Below are 19028 nucleotides of genomic sequence, written 5' to 3'. Positions count from 1 at the left end.
AATTCGGTTCTAGAGATGCTGCTCGAGTTTGCGCATCTTTGCGTAGCCAGCCTGTTCCTTTTCGTAGTAGGCCGGCGACGGGAAATCCCACCACCCGGTGGCAAACGGACCAGCGGCGTCACGCGACACAATCACTTCGACGAGAGCGGGCCCACCGCATTCGAGGGCAGCCTTGATGCTGCTTTCGAGGTCCTCATCTTTCTCAACCTTCCATGCCTCAAGGCCGAATGCGCGAGCCGAGGCAGCGATGTCGGCCGAGTAGGGTTCACCATTGCCGACATGGTGGTTGAACTCGGAAGCAACGTGGCGACCCATGAACTTTCGCTGCCCCCCGCGGATGGACATGTATCCGAAATTATTCAGCACGAGGAACACAACGTTGATGCCGTTCATGACTGCCGTTCCCATCTCCGGGAGAGACATCATGAAATCACCGTCGCCGACAATCGCGACGACCTGCTTGTCCGGGCAGGCCAGTTTGGCGCCGAGCGCTGCGGGAACGGCCCATCCCATCGGCGAGTAGGAACCGGACGTGATGTGGGTGCGGGGCTTGTAGACCGGGAAGCTCTGCTTCACTGACCCTTGCGTATTCCCCGAACCAACGACAACGATGCCGTCGCGATCGAGAACCTTGCGAAGCGCCATCAAGGGGCGCTGCGACGTAAACGGCGTTTCGCGGCTCGTTTCGCGTGGCTCGACCTGCGCGCGCCAATCTGCTTTCGCTTTCTGGACGTCAGCCAGGAAAGGTTCACGGCGCGACAGCATCTTTGTAGAGTCTGCGTCGGAAATCAGCGACAGAATGGCTTCCAGAGTAACCTTGGCGTCCGCCACGATGCCGACCTCGGTCTCGTAATTCTTGCCGATTTCGCGTGGATCGAGATCGATGTGAATCAGCTTTGCAGAGGGAATCGAGAAGGAGACGCCCTTGGCATACGAAGACGCAGACCAATCCGTGAAGCGACAACCGACGGAGACGACAACATCTGCCGAAGCCGTGATCTTGTTGCCGCTCGTAGTGCCGGTTTGACCGACAGCACCTATGAACAGCTGATGATCTTCAGAAATCGCGCCCTTGCCATTCCATGTAATCGAGACGGCCGCACCGAGTTTTTCAGCGAGCCGCGTCAATTCCTCCGACGCGTTCGCAGAAATAGCACCGCCGCCGGCGACAATGACAGGTCGCTCGGCTGCGAGAAGGACCTTCACTGCAGCTTCGATTGCACGCGGATCCGGGTAGGCAATGCCGATCGGAAGCCGCTTTTGGAGCGGATGGATCGTGACGTCAGCAGCTTCGACTTGAACGTCCATCGGCACTTCGACGTGCACCGGACCCGGCCGGCCCGTCAGCATTTCGCTGAAAGCGCGATGCATGATGCTGGGAAGAACCTGGACGGAATTTGCCTGCCACGCACGTTTGGTAACCTGTTCGGTGACGCGCGGAAAGGCGTTATCCTGATGACGCTCGAGTTCTTGCATGGTGCCGTGACCGTGCATGTAGGTCTGCGGAGAACCCGATACGTAGAACAGCGAGGTGGAATCGGTTAGCGCTGTTGCGAGACCGATGATGGTATTTGCAGCGCCCGGCCCGACGGAGGTCGAGCAAGCCATCGGCTTTCCGCTGGCCCGGAAATATCCATCGGCCATATGGACGGCGCTCTGCTCGTGCATGACCTGGATGAATGGAAGTTGGGAGCCTTCTTCGAGGAACGCGTCAAAAAGCGACCAGATCCCGTGCCCCGGCACGCCAGCCACATATTCGACGCCATACTCTTTCAGTGCCCTTGCGACAACCTGGCCACCTGTGAGTTTCATCATCTTCACCCTCTAAAGTTCGTTGTTCTTTAGTCGTGGGCTGGTAATGACCGCAGCCGTTCAACTGCGCTTACATTGCCGCCGCATCAGGCGGACTCGCAAGTTCGCAGACTCCGAAACGGCGAAGCAGGATGAAGCACCTTTTGATTTATGTTGCGCCAGCCGGCGCAGAGCTCGACGCCGGTTACAACAACCCACCCGAGCGGGAGGCCCCGTGATGAACTATCAGGCGCTATGCGAGGGTAATGACGGACGGCTTCTGAGCTGGCGACCACGCTCGCGTGAATGAGCATTATGAAGTCAAAAGTGCTTCATAATGCTCAAAGAGTCTGGAATGAATTGGTCAAGGAGGCACACTTGCCTCTTTGACCTCCGTAACAGGTGCAAGTATGCCCCCATAGACAATCTGCCAGGCAAATTCCGGCAGCCCAGTATCAGATCGCTTTGCAGTAATGTCAGGATGACCGCGCCTGCCATTGTGCCCTGATAAGAGCAAACGCCGGAAAGCAGCGTACTACCCAAACCACAGTGGCAGTTAAGGTAAGGTGTAAGGTTGGGGCCCAGATTTGGCGATCTAAGAGGTGTGCTGACAACCGAAAATCGCGCGGATCTGGCGTCAGATTCAGCTCGGGCTATCCTGGAGCAGATGACCATGAACGCACTGTCGCGCGCCCACCGTCCGGCTTTTGGCGGCGCGTCGCGACAGGCTCTACCCTTGGCGATCGCATCATTGTCGCGTTATGCTTCATCGTCCACGCATCAAAACGCTGATCGCAGCGGCGTGGAGTTCCTCGTTTGCAGAAGCGATAATGCGGCCTCCGTTTTCCGGACGCGACCCGTCAAACGTCGTTACTGTGCCCCCCGCTGCCTCGATAAGCGGAATCAACGGCACGATGTCGTAAGGCTGCAGACTGAATTCGACGCAGATATCGATGTGGCCGGCCGCCAACATGGCGAAAGCGTAACACTCGCCCCCATATCGGGTCATTTTGACCGTCGCGTCGAGCACATCAAATCGAACGTCGGGGTTCCGGCGCACACCTTCAGGCGAGTTGGTATGCAAGACGGCATCCGAGAGCTGCGTGCACGGACTTGTCGTCAAGCGGGTTGTAGCGTTGTCAGTCCTGAGCCAGCTTTCGCCGTTGTGGGCCCAAAATCTCTCTCTCGTGATCGGTTGGCTCATTAATCCAGCACTCGCTCGCCCCTGCTCGCAGAAGCCGATCAAAGTTCCCCATACCGGAATTCCAAGCAGGAACGGACGGGTGCCATCGATCGGATCGAGGACCCACTGGCAGGCTCCAGCTCCCGTGACGCCGTATTCTTCACCGACAATGCTGTGATCGGGAAACTCCTCGGAGATCAGCGCTCGCATTGCCAATTCGGCCTCTCGATCCGCTTCCGTCACTGGATCGAAGCGGTATCCCTCTTTTGGCTTCGTTGTCGTCTCAAGCTTTTGCCGAAATCGCGACACTGTCTCGCGATCGGCAGCGTCGGCTAATCTGTGCAGAAAATCCGCCGTAGGAAGTTTCATTGTTTATTCCTGTCTCGATTGGTGTCTCGAAGCGCCGCAACACTCTTGCTGCATAGATCGCTTTGGTTATTGCGTTGAGGATGCCACCCATGTCGCCCGGTTGATGTCCCGTCCTACGCGACCCTAGGGTTCCTGTTCGTCTCCTTACGAACGACGCGTGACATTCGCCGTCAATTAGGCCGCGTGAGCCTGTGCTGATGCCTTTTACGCACCGCTTCGCAGGTCGGCGATCTTTTCAAAGGTCAGTTCGATATGGTCGAAGTGAGCCTTTGAGCCCTCTCCCGTCGGCGATTGAACGCCAAAACCAACTTTAATCGGACGCTTGCCAATGCCAGGGATAGCGAACCAGCGCAGAAACTGCCAGAATTTGCCGTCCTCGGAAAAATGGAATGCAATCGTTTCACCATCGCAATAAACGCGGAGCCAAACAGCTTCTCCAGGGAAATTCGGTCCGTCGCAATCGTCTGATGTCGTCCTTGTAACGACGCTTACGATTGTTGGCTTACGGGCAGCAGAGTATTCAAACGCCAGTTTTGCCCAGTTATCCTCGTCGGTCTGCACGAAAATTGCGCCTGCGTCGTAGGGTGAAGTGAACTCAACTGACACCCTTGCGACAACTGCGAATGACTTTTCAGCGACGTCCGCACCTAAGGAAAGCACGTCATTCCGGCGAAAGCTGTCCGCGGGATGATGGAACCAGTCAGTGCTTCCATTGGCAGTTAGCGTCAAGCTCTTGTCGCCGACGACCACCGTCCCGTGGTTTCCGCCTCTGACCTGCATGCTATTTAAGTTCATCTACGACCTCAGCTCGTTTCAAATTGACCACGGTGTCCTGAAGCTCGGCCGGAAATTTTGCCAAGAACCACGCGTGTTGGTGAGAAAAGAAAGCAACGCAACACAGCAGGATTAAAATCACACGAAATTCCCTGACTACAATTTCGCAAAGCCGTTAAACCTGACGCGATGTGACGTGGTCGCCCGACCCTGCGACATGAGCACCGTTCAACGACACCAAACCCGTTTTTGCGCCGTCGGCCCAATGGTCGATTTTTATTCGAAATTCTAATAAACGGCCTGTATATTCGCCGGCACGGAATTTGTCCGGATCGGCGAAATCAAGAAAAGACTCGCCGAGTTTCCCGAGCACGAGCGCGCGCTCTGGATAGCGACCGGCCGCCGGCGTTTCGAAACCGCAGTCGCGTCATCGAACGTCACGGCCGGCGACGTCGTCGCCACGCTCGACCCCGACCCGATTTGTGATCCGACCGGCGAGCCCAAGCCGAAGAATTCTCAAGAGATCATTCGAAAGATGGTCGATGCAGGCTTCCTGCTCGACAATCTCGAAGGAAGGTTCGACATCACCGACCTGGGGCAATCATGTTGGCTCGCGATGTCACGGTTTTCCTCTCAATCGCAGGAATGACGGTTCGCATCGTCAAGGACGCCGGCCGTGAAAAATCCACTCCGAGCAGGAGGGCAAGAAGGGATACGCAGTCGGCTTCACCGGAATTGCGGTTTCTCATGGAACGGCTGCCAAAAGAAGACCGATATCGACGGCGCCGAGTGGCGCAAGAGGAACGGGCGTTAGTTAGATCCGGGGTCGATGACATTAGCATCATTGTGCGCCCGCGATCACCGCGGTGTAACGCTCCGGTTATGTTAAGTGCAACGATGGCCGGGACCGCGATGCTTGGCCCTCAGGGTTGGCCGGACCAATTATCGCATCCAAGCCGCGGCCTATACCCAAAGGGCCTTCAACGAAAACGTCCCAGGTGGCGGCGCGGGCGTGCCCGCCGCGAGCTGATATGGATCAGCGATCTTAATCTCGTGGCATTGGTCCGGCAGGGAATGGATTCTCAAAACCTCGCCTACGAGATCGTCAACGGCGTGTCGAACAGCGGACGTCCCGCTTCTCGCAAGACGTTCCACCGACCAGATCGGGTATGAGCCAGTCTCCCACTCGCGAAACAATTGGGCCTCCGACTTCCGTCCTTTGAAACGCTGATAGAAAGCGATTCAATCGCGTATGCGGCTGTCCATTCGCGGCAGACCCGTTGCCCGCGCCTTTCGCCCCGCATCGCCGTCCTGACTCTGCCGGCGGCGCCGCGCGGACAGGGGTGAAACCAGCGCCCCTCGCACTCGCTCTTCCTGATGCGAGCGGCTGAACTACCCGCCCCATGGCGGCTAGTTCATGACTATACCTCAGCGGTGGTCCAGTGCGAGATCACAGCACGATGTCTGCGAGGCGGTCAAGTGCCGACCAGATTCGCTTTGCATAGCGAGGGTCGAAAAGCGCGTGATACCCGCCTGTATGCCAGAAGACGACAGGGCCGTTTAGCTCACCCTTCGCGGCAAGATCGATGATCGCCGCGATCGCCTTCCCGCTATAGACAGGATCGACCAGCAAACCCTCTTTGGTCGCGAGCAAATCGATCGCCTCATATATGCCGTCAGCAGGCAGTCCATATCCCTCACCAAGATATGCTTGCGTGACGTTGATATGATCGCGCGTCAATTCGACTTCTGCATCGATAAGGCGCGCGCCGCCGCGAGCGAACGACAGATAGGCGCCAGGCACATCGGGATAGACGTCCTCCGCTACAACAATGCCGCGAATTTCACTTTCGAAACCGTGGAGTGCATTCCCAAGGACGAGGCCCGCATGGGTTCCGCCTGATGAGCTCGCATGGACGATCGTCCCAACGGTGCGTCCATGCTCGCGCATTTGCTGACGCAATTCGTCATATGCCAGGGCAAACCCCAAGCAGCTGCGTTCAGAAGCACAGCCGATGGGAAGTCGATAAACGCGTTCACCGGATCGTTCGAGTTCGCTGACGACGTCTACTGAATGCCGAGCAAGATCAGTCCAGCTCATATCGCCCACAAATCGAAGATCAGCGCCGAAAAGACCATCAAGCATGAGATTGCCGACAGGTTCGTGCGGCTCGTCATGACAAAGGAGCAGTGTGCATTTCAGTCCGAGAGCAGCGCTGGCAGCGGCCACCGCACGCGTGGCATTGGAAAGGCGCGAGCCTTCCGCAACCAGGTGCGTGGCGCCGCAAGCCAAGGCGTGCGCGAGCTCGACTTCGAGCTTGCGGACCTTGTTGCCTGCGAGACCGACCGAGCCGATGTCGTCCCGCTTGCACCAAATTTCGACACCAATCGCATCACTGAAACGCTCAAGACGCTGCACTGGCGATACAAACCCGCGCAGATTAAGGCGCGGCAGGCATTCAAGTGTTTCCAGAGCACTCATCCATTATCCTCTACACATCGTCAGATGAGGACCCTATACACAAGGGCAGATACTGAAATCCGGACACTGGATACGTGGCTTCTGACAAAATGACTGGCGACAATCGTTTAGGAAAAAATGAACGGTCTGCACGTGGATCGGTCGCCATGAAGGTTGTGCAGTTGACCGAAGTCACCGCATTCCCAGTGGATCGACACAGCTGGGGTCAATTCGTCTACTCCGTCGCGGGCGTCGTCGAGTTGACGGTGAAAGGCAGCCGCTATGCGGCGCCGCCAGACTTCGGCGTGTGGTTGCCGCCCGAGACCGAGCATCTGGCCTGGGCTGGCGACGAAACCACGTATCTGCTTTTGGACATCGAACAGAGCCATTGTGACCGTCTTCCGCACCAAGCAAGCGTTCTCTCCGTCGGGCCGATCGCGAAAGCGATTCTTCTTGATTTGAAGAAGCGTGGTGTACGAGAGCCTGGAAATGCCGATGATGCAAGGCTGATGCGCGTGTTGATCGATCAGCTGAGTGTTGGATCGCCTTTGGAGAGCTTCCTGCCATTGTCGAATGATCGCGCCCTAAAGCAAGTTCTGGAAGCACTTCTTCAAGACCCCGGTGACGGTCGATCTCTTGGCCAATGGGCGAACCACGTCCACAGCACGGAGCGTACATTGGCCCGTCGCTGCGCCCGCGATCTTGGCATGAGCTTTGTGAAATGGCGTCAGCGGCTTCGGCTAACCCGGGCGGTTCCCATGCTTGCGGATGGCCTTTCCGTTCAAACGGTCGCACTCAAGTTGGGCTACAGCACCACCTCTGCATTCATTGCGATGTTTCAGGATGCGATCGGGGCGACGCCCAACGCATTTCGAGGACGCTTGCGAGAGCACGACGAAGGCCGGTGAATAGCGGCCCCGACCAACTGAAGCATGAAGCGCCGGGAAGCAGGACACGGTGAAAAGCTCGGCTCCGCATATTGACATCCGGATTGAAGATCGCGATGCCGGAAACATCGAACGTAATGCCGGCAAAAAGGGCGCCTTCCGGCAGCTGTTTCGCGCCGAAACGTGAACCCCACTCGCAGTACTGTCCTCACTGACCTCCATTTCCGGCACTGTACCGCGGAGATCGGGAAGCCATGTCCCCATGGGAATGCTGGCGATGGTATGGATGAGCGGGAATTGAAATCGATCCGGCCGATCAGACCCTTTCGCTCGATCCGTACGTTAACGCCATCCGTCTTTGCGAGAATGTCGACACGTCGCCCTTATGCGGCGCAGGCGTGCGTCAAACAGAGACCATTGCCTTTTCGACCGTCGACACCGGCATACCGGGGCCGCAGCGCCTCAAGCGCTGCACCATCAACCGGTTCTTTGGACGCCGTCCTGCCTTCATCTCCTGCTGCCCAGGTTCACTGATTTTGCATTCTGACTCCTGGTTCGATCAATGGTTGAGAATCTGGCCCAAGAAGGCCTTGGCACGCGGCGACTGCGGATTCGAGAAGAATTCGTGCGGCGGAGCACTCTCGATAATCTGTCCCCCATCCATAAATATTACCCGATGCGCGACGGCGCGGGCAAAACCCATTTCGTGCGTCACGCAGATCATGGTGATGCCGTCCTCGGCGAGCGAGATCATCGTATCCAGCACTTCCTTGACCATCTCGGGATCGAGGGCCGACGTTGGCTCATCGAAGAGCATGACTTTCGGCCCCATGCAGAGTGCGCGCGCGATGGCGACTCGCTGCTGCTGTCCGCCCGATAGCTGCGCCGGATATTTGTTGGCTTGCTCCGCGATCCGCACACGCTCCAAATACCGCATCGCCGTCTCTCGCGCCTCTTTATCACTCAAACGCTTAACGCGTTTAGGCGCCAACATGCAATTCTCGAGAACTGTTTTATGAGGAAATAGATTGAAATGCTGAAACACCATGCCAACATCACGCCGGATATGGTCGGCATTAGTGCCCTTCTTTCCCAGTTCGACGCCGTTCACGACGATGGCGCCACCTTGGGTCTCTTCCAAATAATTGATGCAGCGTATCAGTGTCGACTTGCCGGACCCCGAGGGTCCGCAAAGCACAATATGCTCGCCCTTTGCCACGTCGAGGTTCACCTTTTTTAGGACGTGAAGAGGCCCATACCACTTATCGACGTCCACCATTCGTATCGTTTTGTCTGCCACTGGCGTACTTCCTTCTGTGGTATGAGCCATTAACACCCTTACTTCTTTGTGAAGGTGATACCTTCCATCGAAGCGGGGACCTTAGGGAACTCGGTCCCGAAAGCCTTCTTGTAGATTTCAGTCAGCGTGCCGTCCTTCTCGTGGCGGGACATGAAGTCGCCGGCCCATTCGCCGAGTTCCTTGGAGTCAGGAGCCACAGCAATTCCGAGATATTCGGTCTTCAGCACGATGTTTGAGACGAACTTCCCAGGAGCCGCCTTCTCCACGCCGACGAACTGGTGGGAGTAACTTCCAAGATACTCGACCTGGCCGGAGAGAAGCGCCTGCACTGCCGAGGACGCATCGTCATAGCGGCGGATGTCAGCATCCTTTGGCGCCGCTTCCGTCACGGACTTGTCCATCGAGCTGCCCTTTTCGACGGCGATCGAATGACCGGAAAGCTCTTCAATCTTCGTAATGCCTTTCGGGCCGTAAATCGAAGCGCTGATCGAGGCGTAGGGAGCCACGTACTGGACGACCTTTGCGCGGTCGGGGTAGATGCCGAGGACGCAGATCAGCATGTCGACCTTGCCGGTCAAGAGCTGAGGAATCCGGTTTGCGCTGGTGATCGGAACGTAGGCGGCTTCGACGCCGAGCTCCTTCGCCATCAGCTTGCTGAGGTCGATGTCGTAGCCCTCGTTCTGTCCGCTCCCATTGATGAAGCTGAAGGGCGGTTGGTCGGTCACGATCCCAAACGTAATCGTTCCCTTCGATTTGATTTCCTCGATCGTAGCAGCCTGCGCCGAGACGGCAGTGCCGAGCATGGTTGCTGCCGCTGCAATCGCCGTCATTGCCATGAAGCTACGACGTCCCATTCCCTTGAAATCCATCTTCATAGTTCACCTCTTTTGATTTTCGGCAGTTATTAATCCAGTGTGCCGATGTCACTGATGGGCTACCTCCCGAATGCCATCCTTTTTTCAAGGCGGTCGCTGAGGAGAGAGAGTGGCCAGCACAGGGCGAAATACATCGCGCCAATCACTCCGAAGACGAGCAATGGCTGGAAGGTGTTGTTGGAAATGATCTGGCCTGCTCGGGTCAGTTCGGTAAACCCGATGATGGCGACCAGCGAGGTGCCCTTGATGAGGCCGACCAGGAATCCAACGGTTGCCGGCAGCGAGACCTTGAACGCTTGGGGCAGGATTACATCGAACATTCGGTGGAAGTAAGTTAGGCCAAGCGCCCGGGACGCCTCTGTCTGACCGCGTGGAACAGCCTCGATACCTCCCCGCCAGATTTCCCCGAGAAACGCACTGGAGTGGGCCGTCAGACCGATCGCCGCAGCAACCCAAGCATTTACATCCAAACCGAGGAGCGCCACGCCGTAGTAGACGACGAAGAGCTGCATAAGCAAAGGCGTGCCTTGGAAAATCTCGATATAGAAGTGGGCGATGGTTCTGGGGATGCGAAATGCGCTCGTCCGCATAAGGGCAATGATCAGCCCCATCACACCACCGCCGGCGAACGCGATGATTGATAGCAAGACGGTCCATTTGAGGCCTTCCAAAAGCATCCAGAAATCGGCTGCAACGAGTTCTCTAACCATGGCTGGCCTCACTTCATTGGGTAGGAGAAAAAGACACGGCCGAGGAGCCGAAGCAGCGTCGAGAGGCAAATCGATAACGCGAGGTAGATGCCGGTCACGACGAAGTAGACTTCGAAGCTCCGAAACGACTCCGCCTCGATCATCTGCCCCGCATAGGTGAGTTCCGGAGCAGAGATCGACGCCACGACACTCGATGTGAGCATCAGGAGAACAAACTGACTGCAGAGACCCGGATAGACCGATCGGATCGACGGAACGAGGACGATGTCGAAGAAGATCTGTCGCCGGTTCAGCCCCAGGGCTCTACCGGCCTCGATCTGACCATAGGGCAGTCCATCAACACCGCCGCGCAGAACTTCTGCGATATAGGCGGCCGTGTTGACGGTCAGCGCAGTGATGGCCGCAGCTGACACCGACAGCTTCAGCCCGAGAGAAGGCAGGCCGAAATAGATGAAGAAAAGCTGCACGATAAAAGGCGTGTTTCGAATGATTTCGATAAAAGCCTTCGCTGCATAGCGGAGAGGCGGGAGCTCGTTTCTGCGGGCAACCATGATGATCACGCCGAAGACGAGCGCCAGAGCGCTGGATATTCCTGTGTAGTATAAGGCGGTCAGCGTTCCATCGAGCAGGATGGGCCAAGCCTCCCACACAACGCCGAAGTCAAACTGATATCCCATATCGAGCGCCGTTCCGTATTGTCATCGCGTCATGCCGGCCGAAGAACTCGTTTCCTCAAGTCCGGATCTCAAAGTCTGCGTCCACCTCCACGGCGACGCCGTGAGGCAGTGAGCCCACACCGATCGCCGTGCGCGTGTGACGGCCTCTTTCGCCGAATATCTCGACAATCACGTCCGAGGCTCCATTGATTACAGCTGCGTGTCCGCCGAAATCCGGGACTGCGTTGACGAAGCCGCGAACGCGGGAACAGCCAACAACTCGATCCAGGTTACCGCCAAGCGCCAGGTTCAACTGTGCGACGATGTTCATTGCGCAGATGCGGGCAGCCTGCTTCGCCTCTTCGGCAGACATCGTTTCGCCTACCTTGCCGACGAAGCGCACCTGCCCATCGACCTTGGGAACCTGTCCGGATACATAGAGCATCGATCCGAGGATCTTGGTCGGGATATAGGTAGCGGTTGGGGCCGTTACGGCGGGAAGAACGATTCCCAGCTCGTTGATGCGGTCGTGGACGGACTTTTTCATTTTCAGTTCCTGTAAGTAGGTTTTGACGTTCAGCCAAAGAATGTTCGCAAAGCGACCTTCACCTCGCCCCGCTCGTCGAGACCGAAGATCACGTCGTGCTTATCGATCGTCGTGCACGGATGCTTGATGCCGAACTCGATGACGTCGCCGACGCTCAGCTCGAGTTCCGGGGCATGAACGAATGCGTGTTGGTCGTTAAGCTTCGAGACGACCGATACGTCGCCGAGGGTCGTCAACTGTTCGCCGTTGCGCCATACAGCGACCGGGACCGGAAGACCCTGATCATGTGCGACGTCGCGAAGGCCGAAGCCGCAGATGGCATCGTGTGCTCCATTGGTTGACAGGACCTCGGCCCAAATCCTGAGCACGGGCATGAAGGCTCCCGCGATACTGTCGCTTGCAGCTTTGCCCAGCACTCCACGTGAAGAAATCGCCTGTAGTCTCGCACGGATTGGTCCGTGATCGCTGAAGAAGCACGCTCCGCTCCTCAACAGGAGTGTAACGTTAGAATCGCCATCCACGATCGGCCGGCAGCGATCGATTACATAGTCGAAAAGACTGGAGCCCCCCATCGACAAGACGAGCGGGCTTTCCGGCCCGACCGTTTCCCGAGCTGCTTTCAAGGCAAAGGAGACACGATCGAAAAGGTCGTCGAGATTCGCTAGAAACTCCTTCTCGTTTGGACGGTTTGCCGTTCCCTCATACGCGGCAATTCCTGCCAATCGGATATGCTCCGAATTGAGGCTCGCGATCGACCAGACAAGATGCCGAGCTTCCGTATCGGAGTTTACTCCACCCCGGCCGCAGCCGACCTCCACCAGCAGGTTCAGCGGCGGAAGCGTGTCATCGCCCAACCACGATCCGGCCAAGGCCGATACCACGTCGGTCGAGTCAACGAACATGAAGATCTCTGCATCGCAATAGTTTCGAAGCAGTCGTGCCAGCCGCGTCACGGCGGATTTACCACCAATTTCGTTGGCGATCAGCACGCGGCGGAGTCCGTGATGCAGCATCACCTCCGCTTGGCGAAGGTCCGCGACGGATACACCCCACGCGCCGGCAGATACGAGATCTCGGGCGAGAACCGGCGACATCGGCGTCTTGGCATGCGGAGCGATCTGGCAGTCGAAGTCGCTGCAGATGCCAAGCATTGTCTTCTTGTTTATCTCGTAGGCTTGCAGATCGAGCGTCAGCAGCGGGAGGCTCATCTCGCCGCCGGCGGGACGCCAGTGCGCATCCGGGATGTTGGCGGAACTGACCGGCGCGTTCCCGGCCGGAATGCCGCGCAGTCCCGGTGACAGGTTGAAGGTGCCAATTTCTGCGGCCAGTTTCTCGATCATGCTCATCGAAACACTCACTTCGAAACGACATACTGGTCGAGACGATCCCGTTCGACTGCTTCGTGCGGCCTATCGTCGGGCTTGCCATAACCACCGCCGCCGGGAAGCTCGATAACCAGTCTTTTGCCTTCTGGGACGAACTGCCGGCCCTTTGCATTCAGGGCGGTGCCGTCGTTGAGATAGGCGCGGCCCGAGGCGCCATTTTCGCCCCCTTCCCGGCCCCTCGCCGCGTTTTCGACTCGGTCGAACATGGCGTTGAAGTAGAATTCATGACCGTCCGTCGGTGCGATCTCAACGACTTGACCAAGGCCGCCGCGCTGGCGCCCCTCGCCGCCCGATCCGTTTCGCAATTCTTTGCGCCAAACGATGACCGGGCCCACGTGCTCGGTTGCTTCCACCGACATGCTGTGAACGCCGCTTGGAAAAGCAGTCGCATTGAGACCGTCGAGCGTTGGCCTAGCACCGCTTCCGCCGGAATTGAACATCAGGATCTCGGTGCGGTGCAGATCGAAGCCGTTGGCTGCACGGCCTTTAGACGGGCGGGCGCTGAGGTGGATATTCCACAGGGCGCCAGCGCCTTCCGCCGGAACCGTGTCGGGCAGCATCTTATGGACTGCGCCGAGCACGGTATCCGGAACGAAGTGACCGAGTACGTGGCGAACAGCGACCGGCGCCGGTCGCTGCGCATTCAAAATGCAATTCTCCGGTGCAATGATCCTGAATGGCTTCAGGGACGCCGCATTGTTTGGAATCTCCGGTGCCAGCGAGCATTTCAAGCCGTATGCGGCGTATGCCGTCGTATAGATCAGCGGGACGTTGATGCCGAGGGGACTGGGCGGCGATGTACCATCGAAGTCGGCGATGATTTCGTCCTTCCGCACATCGAGCTTTACGACCATGTCGATCGCCGATCCGTAGCCGTCCACGCGCATCGAGTTGCGGTAGATACCTGCGGGCAGTTCGGCGATGCGGTCGACGGTAGCCTGGTAGGAGTGCTCGAAGATGAACTTCGCAAGATCCTCGATATCGGCAATATCGAATTCCGCGAGCATTTCGAGAAGCCGCTTGTGGCCGATCTCGTTGCAGGCGGCGAGCGAATACAGGTCTCCGACGACCTGGTCGGCTTCGCGTACGTTGTTACGAACGATGTTGATCAGATCGCGGTTTACCGCGCCTCGCTCCGCGAACTTCATGATCGGGATGAAAATGCCTTCTTCGTACACTTCACCAGCGTCGGGTCCGAAGCCGCGTCCGCCGACATCGACGACGTGCGCGGTGCATGCGAAAAAGCCTATCAGCCTGCCCTTGTGGAAGGATGGGCTGACGACCGTGAAGTCGTGTAGATGTCCGGTGCCCTTCCAGGGATCGTTGGTGATGTAGACATCGCTCTCGAAAATATTATCGCGTCCGATCGTGTGGATGAAATGGCCTACGGCTTCGCCCATGGCGTTCACGTGTCCGGGCGTTCCCGTTACGGCCTGTGCGACCATTTCACCGGCAATGTTGAACACACCGGCTGAGAGGTCACCCGCCTCGCGCACACTCGTGCTAAAGGCGGTGCGCACCAGTGTCAGAGCCTGCTCTTCGACGACGGAGATGAGCCTGTTCCACATGATCTGGAGCCGCATCTCGGCGATTGCATCGCGTTTCTGTGTCATGGCCTTTTCCTTATGCGTTTTTTGCAGTCACAAGCAGGCAGCCATCGGGCTGCATGATCGCCTCGTAGGATGACGAGATGATCGTGGTCGTTTCGCGCTCCACGATCGCGGCCGGGCCGGAGACGTACTCGCCAACCTTCAGCTCAGTTCGCTCGACAATGTCGGCGGGCAGATACTTTCCTGCGCGGGCGTCGAACATCTCTCGTCGCGTCGGCACCTTGGCCGCATGAGTTCTCGAAGCCCGCCGAACGGGCTGCGCCTCATGGATCGGGGAGCTGGCGCGAAGCGACCAACTGATGATTTCCGCGTCGAGACCATCGATCGCCCGACCGAAATAGGCGGCATAGGCGTCTTCGAACTGCTGGCGCAAAGACGCGCCGTCGTTTTCCGCATAATCTCTTATTTCTACGATGACCGGGATTTCCCAGCCCTGGCCGACGTAGCGCACATAGGCTGTGCACTCCATCTCCACCTCGGCATTGGGATCGGCCGCGTGCACGAAGCGCGTGGCCTCTTCCTGCAATTCTTTCAGTACCGAATTCACCTTGCCGGCTTCGAACCGTGCGAAGCGGACATAGGCACTCCGCACGGATTCGAAGGCAATAGGTGCACGCAAAAATCCAATGGCGGACCCGACACCCGCGCCCGGAGGAATCAGGAGCTCCTTCATGCCGAGCTTTTCGCAAAGCCGGGAGGCATGCAGCGGAGCGGCGCCACCAAACGCGATCATGCTGTACTCGGCAAGCTCCTTGCCATTTTCGACCGCGTGCATGCGGGCGGCGTTCGCCATGCTTTCGTCGACGACCTCGCAGACGCCGAAAGCGGCGGCATTTTCGTCAATGCTGAGTTTGGCGCCGACCTCGCGGGAAAGCGCGCTCTTCGAATTGTCGGAACGGAGCTTGATCGAGCCGCCTGCGAAGTTGTCGGCGTCCAGTCGGCCAAGCAGCAAATCGGCGTCCGTGACCGTAGGCCGGTCACCGCCGCGGCCGTAACAGGCAGGCCCAGGCTCGGATGCGGCGCTATGAGGACCGACACGAATTTGCTTCATCCCATCGACGGAGGCGATGGAACCGCCGCCGGCGCCGATCTCGATCATCTCGATAACCGGGATGGAAATCGGCATGCCGCTGCCCTTTTTGAAGCGATAGGTTCTCGCCACTTCGAACGTCTTGGCGGTTTTCGGGGTAGCGTCGTCGATCAGGCAAATTTTTGCGGTCGTTCCGCCCATGTCGTAGGAGAGAACGCGGTCAAGGCCGTACCGCTTGGCAACTTCGGCAGCGAAGATGGCGCCGCCAGCCGGCCCGGATTCTAGCAGGCGGACCGGGAATTCAGCGGCGCTGTCAACGGTAATGATGCCTCCGCCCGAATGGATCATAAATACGGGGCAATGTGCACCCGCTTGGCGCAGTTTGTCGACAAGCCGGTTGAGATAGGATGCCATCAAAGGCTTCACATAGGCATTGGCGCAAACGGTGTTGAAGCGTTGGAACTCGCGCATCTGCGGCGAGACTTCGCTCGATATCGATATCGAAATCCCGGGGATTTCGGATGCGAGAATGTCGCGGACCTTCTTTTCGTGAATGTCGTTCACATAAGAGTGCATGAAGCCGATGGCGACGCTTTCATATTCGCCCGCTTTGATGGAGGCAGCCAGCGCGGCAACCTCGGCCTCGTCCAGAGTCTTCAAGATCTCCCCGTCGGAGCCGACGCGTTCATCCACGACGAGTCTGTCGCGGCGCGGGATCAGCGCAGGGGGAAGCACGATATTGAGATCGTAGAGTTCGAAGCGGTTTTCGGTCCGCATTTCGATGACGTCACGAAAGCCACGGGTCGTGACGAAGGCCGTCTTGGCGCCACGCCGCTCGATGAGCGAGTTGGTCGCAAGCGTCGTTCCGTGAATGATGGTACCCACTTCCGAGAACGGCAGGGAGGCGTCGCTCAAGACCCCCGCGATACCCTCGATGATAGCCGCCTCAGGGGCCGTATAGTTCGTGAGGACCTTGGTCGAGAAGATCTTGCCTTGGTACTCCATCGCGACGTCGGTAAACGTACCGCCGATGTCGACGCCGATCCTGGCCTTTTGGTTGTCCATCTATCTATGCCCTATCTTCGGGAACCCATTGTGATTCACGTCCGCCCGCTCGTTCCCTTTTTCATATGCGGCCTATAGCCGGCTTGGCGGTCAAGATCGTACTTGTAGCCTGATAGAGATATGATCTCTTGTCAACAGATTGTTTTGGCGTGTCGGTGATTATGTTGTTTTCCCGCAGCTGCGGAAGGCCAAATTTCGTTGGAAATCCAGGGTTTCAACTTCGCGATGGACATACGGCACGTGAAAGGGCAAACATGTGCCGAGCAAGATATGATCACCGAGGCTTGAGGTTGGAGGCATTCACTTGAGCGCGACGAAGAAGAACACGCTGACATTGAAGACGGAGAAGGCCTTGCGGGAGCGCATCCTCGACGATTCCATCAAGGTGGGCGACAAATTACCGACGGAAAAGGCGCTGGCACTTGAGTTCGGGGTAAGCCGAACAGTAATCCGAGAGGCGGTTGCAGCGCTGCGCGCGGATGGATTGCTGGAAGCCAAACACGGTGTCGGCGTGTTCGTTTCCCAGAAGGCGGAGCCGGAAGCCAGCTCACAGCAAGGCGTTGGAAATCTGCATTTTTCAGCTTCCATGCTCGATATCCTCGAACTTCGTATGGCGGTCGAGGTGCACGCAGCCGGCCTTGCCGCAGCACGCAGATCTTGGGCGCAGGAAGCAAAAATTTGGGAAGCGGCAGACCGGTTTCGAGCGGCGCTCGCCGATAACGTGCCGACCGAGGAAGCGGACTGGACCTTTCATCGCTCGATTTCGGAAGCGACAAACAATGAAGCTTTCATCGAATTCTTTGACCGGCTAGGCCTTTCCATCCTCCCGCGCCGTGCTTTGGAGGGTGCCAAGCGTGGGACGCTCATAACCCATCAATACCTTGAGAAGTCGGTCGGCGAGCATCACGCGATCTGCGAGGCGATCGCGCATCAAGACGTCGAGGCGGCGCGTGATGCCATGAAGAATCACATTGGCAGAAGCCAGATGCGTTACCGGGGACTGATGGTGCAGGCTCGGAAAAATACCGAGGAACAAGACAATACGCTTGACGATGCTACATAAGATATGATCTCTTTGCATTGTGATAGGATGACATCGAGGCGTGAAATTGACCTCGCCTGATTTCTGCGGGCGGCGGTCGTGGTTGCATGCTCAGGTTTCGATCGAGCGAAGGCCTAATGCCATCTGCAAATGAAGCGCCGGCCGGTGTGATGGCGGCTCAGCATGATCGGAAGCAAAGCTATGTCCTGGAATACCTCCACCATTCACACTGATGTCGTCGTGGTCGGGCTTGGCGCGATGGGAGCTTCTACGCTCTATCAACTCGCCAAGCGGGGTGAGCGAGTTCTAGGCATAGATCGGTTCGTTCCTCCACACGCAAAAGGATCCAGCCACGGCGGTACTCGGGTTACCCGAGAAGCAGTCGGCGAAGGTCCCGCATACGTTCCCCTTGCTGTGCGCTCTCATGAGATCATTGCAGATCTCGAAAAGGAGTTCGGTGAGACTTTCCTTGTGAAGTCAGGAACGCTTATTGTCGGATCGCCGATGAACGGAGCCACACCGCTCCACGGGGCGCAGGATTTTCTAGCCAGCAGTATCGCCATGGCCGAGGAGTTCGGCGTTGAGCATGAAATCCTCAACGCCGAGCAGTTGCGAGCCCGCTATCCCCAGTTCAGGAACTTCCGTGATACCGATCGCGGCTATCTCGAGCCCAATGCCGGATACATGCTTCCAGAAGCTCTCATCGATGCCCAGATCAAAGGCGCAAGGGCGCTTGGTGCGGAGGTGGTGACGGATACCGTTGTTGAAAAACTCGAGCAGGTCGACGGCAAAGTAGTCGTGCATACGAACAATGCAACTGTTCACGCCAAGAGAGCGGTCGTCGCGGCCGGTGGCTGGACCCGAGGTTTGCTCGGAGCGCCCTTCGATAGAATTCTCACCGTCACTCGTCAGACGATCCATTGGTACGATGCAGATGACTTCGCGCCGTTCGCGCCCGAGAAGATGCCGGTGTTCATCTGGTTCGTGACGGATCGTCTAGAAGACTACTTCACCGGATTCCCGGTCACGGATCCACGGGAGGGCGTCAAGATGGTCGCAAGTCGCGACACGCCCGATATCGATCACGAGACGATCGGTCCCAAGGCCGAATGCTGGGAGTCCGATGACTTTTACAACAAACATGTCGGGCCGAATATGGTCGGCGTGAAGCCCGATGTGGTCAACAACGCGACCTGCTTCTACACGAACACGCCCGATAACGGATTCATCATCGATGCCCATCCCGAAATGGACAAGGTCATCGTGGTCTCTGCTTGCTCAGGACATGGCTTCAAGCATTCGCTAGGTGTTTAGTCCCGGCATTTGATGGTGCATTATTTTCC

General features: G+C 57.6%; 16 protein-coding genes. 3 read left to right on the top strand and 13 right to left on the bottom strand.

Going from position 1 to position 19028, the window contains the following annotated elements:
• Positions 1-9: 9 nt before the first annotated feature.
• The 5 genes from CO670_RS23010 to CO670_RS22990 form a co-directional block, all read right to left on the bottom strand.
• Positions 10-1815: a thiamine pyrophosphate-binding protein gene (locus CO670_RS23010; RefSeq protein WP_176539004.1), complete on the bottom strand. Its 1806-nt coding sequence runs from the start codon at positions 1813-1815 to the stop codon at positions 10-12.
• A 742-nt stretch (positions 1816-2557) separates the two neighbouring features.
• The gene (gene hisN, locus CO670_RS23005) at positions 2558-3343 is read right to left on the bottom strand and encodes a histidinol-phosphatase (RefSeq protein WP_097592339.1); all 786 of its coding nucleotides are present in this window, start codon (positions 3341-3343) and stop codon (positions 2558-2560) included.
• Positions 3344-3547: 204 nt separating this feature from the next.
• Positions 3548-4138, bottom strand: coding sequence for a DUF1349 domain-containing protein (locus CO670_RS23000; protein ID WP_097592338.1), 591 nt, complete (start codon positions 4136-4138; stop codon positions 3548-3550).
• A gap of 154 nt (positions 4139-4292) precedes the next feature.
• A complete protein-coding gene (locus CO670_RS32640; protein WP_141502357.1) occupies positions 4293-4490 on the bottom strand; it encodes a hypothetical protein in 198 nt (65 codons plus the stop codon).
• 1077 nt (positions 4491-5567) lie between these two features.
• On the bottom strand, positions 5568-6599 hold the full coding sequence (locus CO670_RS22990; protein WP_097592337.1) for a pyridoxal-phosphate dependent enzyme: 1032 nt from the start codon (positions 6597-6599) through the stop codon (positions 5568-5570).
• A 146-nt stretch (positions 6600-6745) separates the two neighbouring features.
• Between CO670_RS22990 and CO670_RS22985 the strand changes: the two genes are divergently transcribed.
• Positions 6746-7486, top strand: a complete 741-nt coding sequence (locus CO670_RS22985) for a helix-turn-helix transcriptional regulator (RefSeq protein WP_245425945.1) — start codon at positions 6746-6748, stop codon at positions 7484-7486.
• Positions 7487-8024: 538 nt separating this feature from the next.
• Here the strand turns inward: CO670_RS22985 and CO670_RS22975 are convergent.
• From CO670_RS22975 to CO670_RS22940, 8 genes are read right to left on the bottom strand one after another with little or no spacing between them, the layout of a single operon-like run.
• Complete coding sequence (locus CO670_RS22975) at positions 8025-8795, bottom strand: amino acid ABC transporter ATP-binding protein (RefSeq protein WP_097592335.1); 771 nt, start codon at positions 8793-8795, stop codon at positions 8025-8027.
• Positions 8796-8803: 8 nt separating this feature from the next.
• Complete coding sequence (locus CO670_RS22970; RefSeq protein ID WP_097592334.1) at positions 8804-9640, bottom strand: transporter substrate-binding domain-containing protein; 837 nt, start codon at positions 9638-9640, stop codon at positions 8804-8806.
• A 59-nt stretch (positions 9641-9699) separates the two neighbouring features.
• Positions 9700-10350 (bottom strand): amino acid ABC transporter permease, encoded by a 651-nt coding sequence (locus CO670_RS22965; protein WP_097592333.1) that lies wholly within the window; start codon positions 10348-10350, stop codon positions 9700-9702.
• Positions 10351-10358: 8 nt separating this feature from the next.
• Complete coding sequence (locus CO670_RS22960; protein ID WP_097592332.1) at positions 10359-11027, bottom strand: amino acid ABC transporter permease; 669 nt, start codon at positions 11025-11027, stop codon at positions 10359-10361.
• A 55-nt stretch (positions 11028-11082) separates the two neighbouring features.
• A complete protein-coding gene (locus CO670_RS22955; RefSeq protein WP_097592331.1) occupies positions 11083-11553 on the bottom strand; it encodes a RidA family protein in 471 nt (156 codons plus the stop codon).
• Positions 11554-11582: 29 nt separating this feature from the next.
• Positions 11583-12899 (bottom strand): amino acid deaminase, encoded by a 1317-nt coding sequence (locus CO670_RS22950; RefSeq protein WP_097592330.1) that lies wholly within the window; start codon positions 12897-12899, stop codon positions 11583-11585.
• Between the two features lie 8 nt (positions 12900-12907).
• Positions 12908-14551 (bottom strand): hydantoinase B/oxoprolinase family protein, encoded by a 1644-nt coding sequence (locus tag CO670_RS22945; protein WP_097592329.1) that lies wholly within the window; start codon positions 14549-14551, stop codon positions 12908-12910.
• Between the two features lie 10 nt (positions 14552-14561).
• Positions 14562-16643 carry a hydantoinase/oxoprolinase family protein gene (locus CO670_RS22940; protein ID WP_097592328.1) on the bottom strand — a complete coding sequence of 694 codons (2082 nt, stop codon included), beginning with the start codon at positions 16641-16643 and terminating at the stop codon, positions 14562-14564.
• A 304-nt stretch (positions 16644-16947) separates the two neighbouring features.
• On the opposite strand from CO670_RS22940, the gene CO670_RS22935 reads away from it, so the two are divergent.
• Both CO670_RS22935 and solA read left to right on the top strand, forming a co-directional pair.
• Positions 16948-17706: a FadR/GntR family transcriptional regulator gene (locus CO670_RS22935; protein WP_037113432.1), complete on the top strand. Its 759-nt coding sequence runs from the start codon at positions 16948-16950 to the stop codon at positions 17704-17706.
• 180 nt (positions 17707-17886) lie between these two features.
• A complete protein-coding gene (gene solA / locus CO670_RS22930; RefSeq protein ID WP_245425944.1) occupies positions 17887-18999 on the top strand; it encodes an N-methyl-L-tryptophan oxidase in 1113 nt (370 codons plus the stop codon).
• Positions 19000-19028: the final 29 nt, after the last annotated feature.

The sequence above is a fragment of the Rhizobium sp. J15 genome (assembly GCF_002531825.1).
Classification (GTDB): Bacteria; Pseudomonadota; Alphaproteobacteria; order Rhizobiales; family Rhizobiaceae; genus Rhizobium.
The sequence above is the reverse complement of the archived record's forward strand: the minus strand, read 5'-3'. Positions and strand labels throughout refer to the sequence as shown.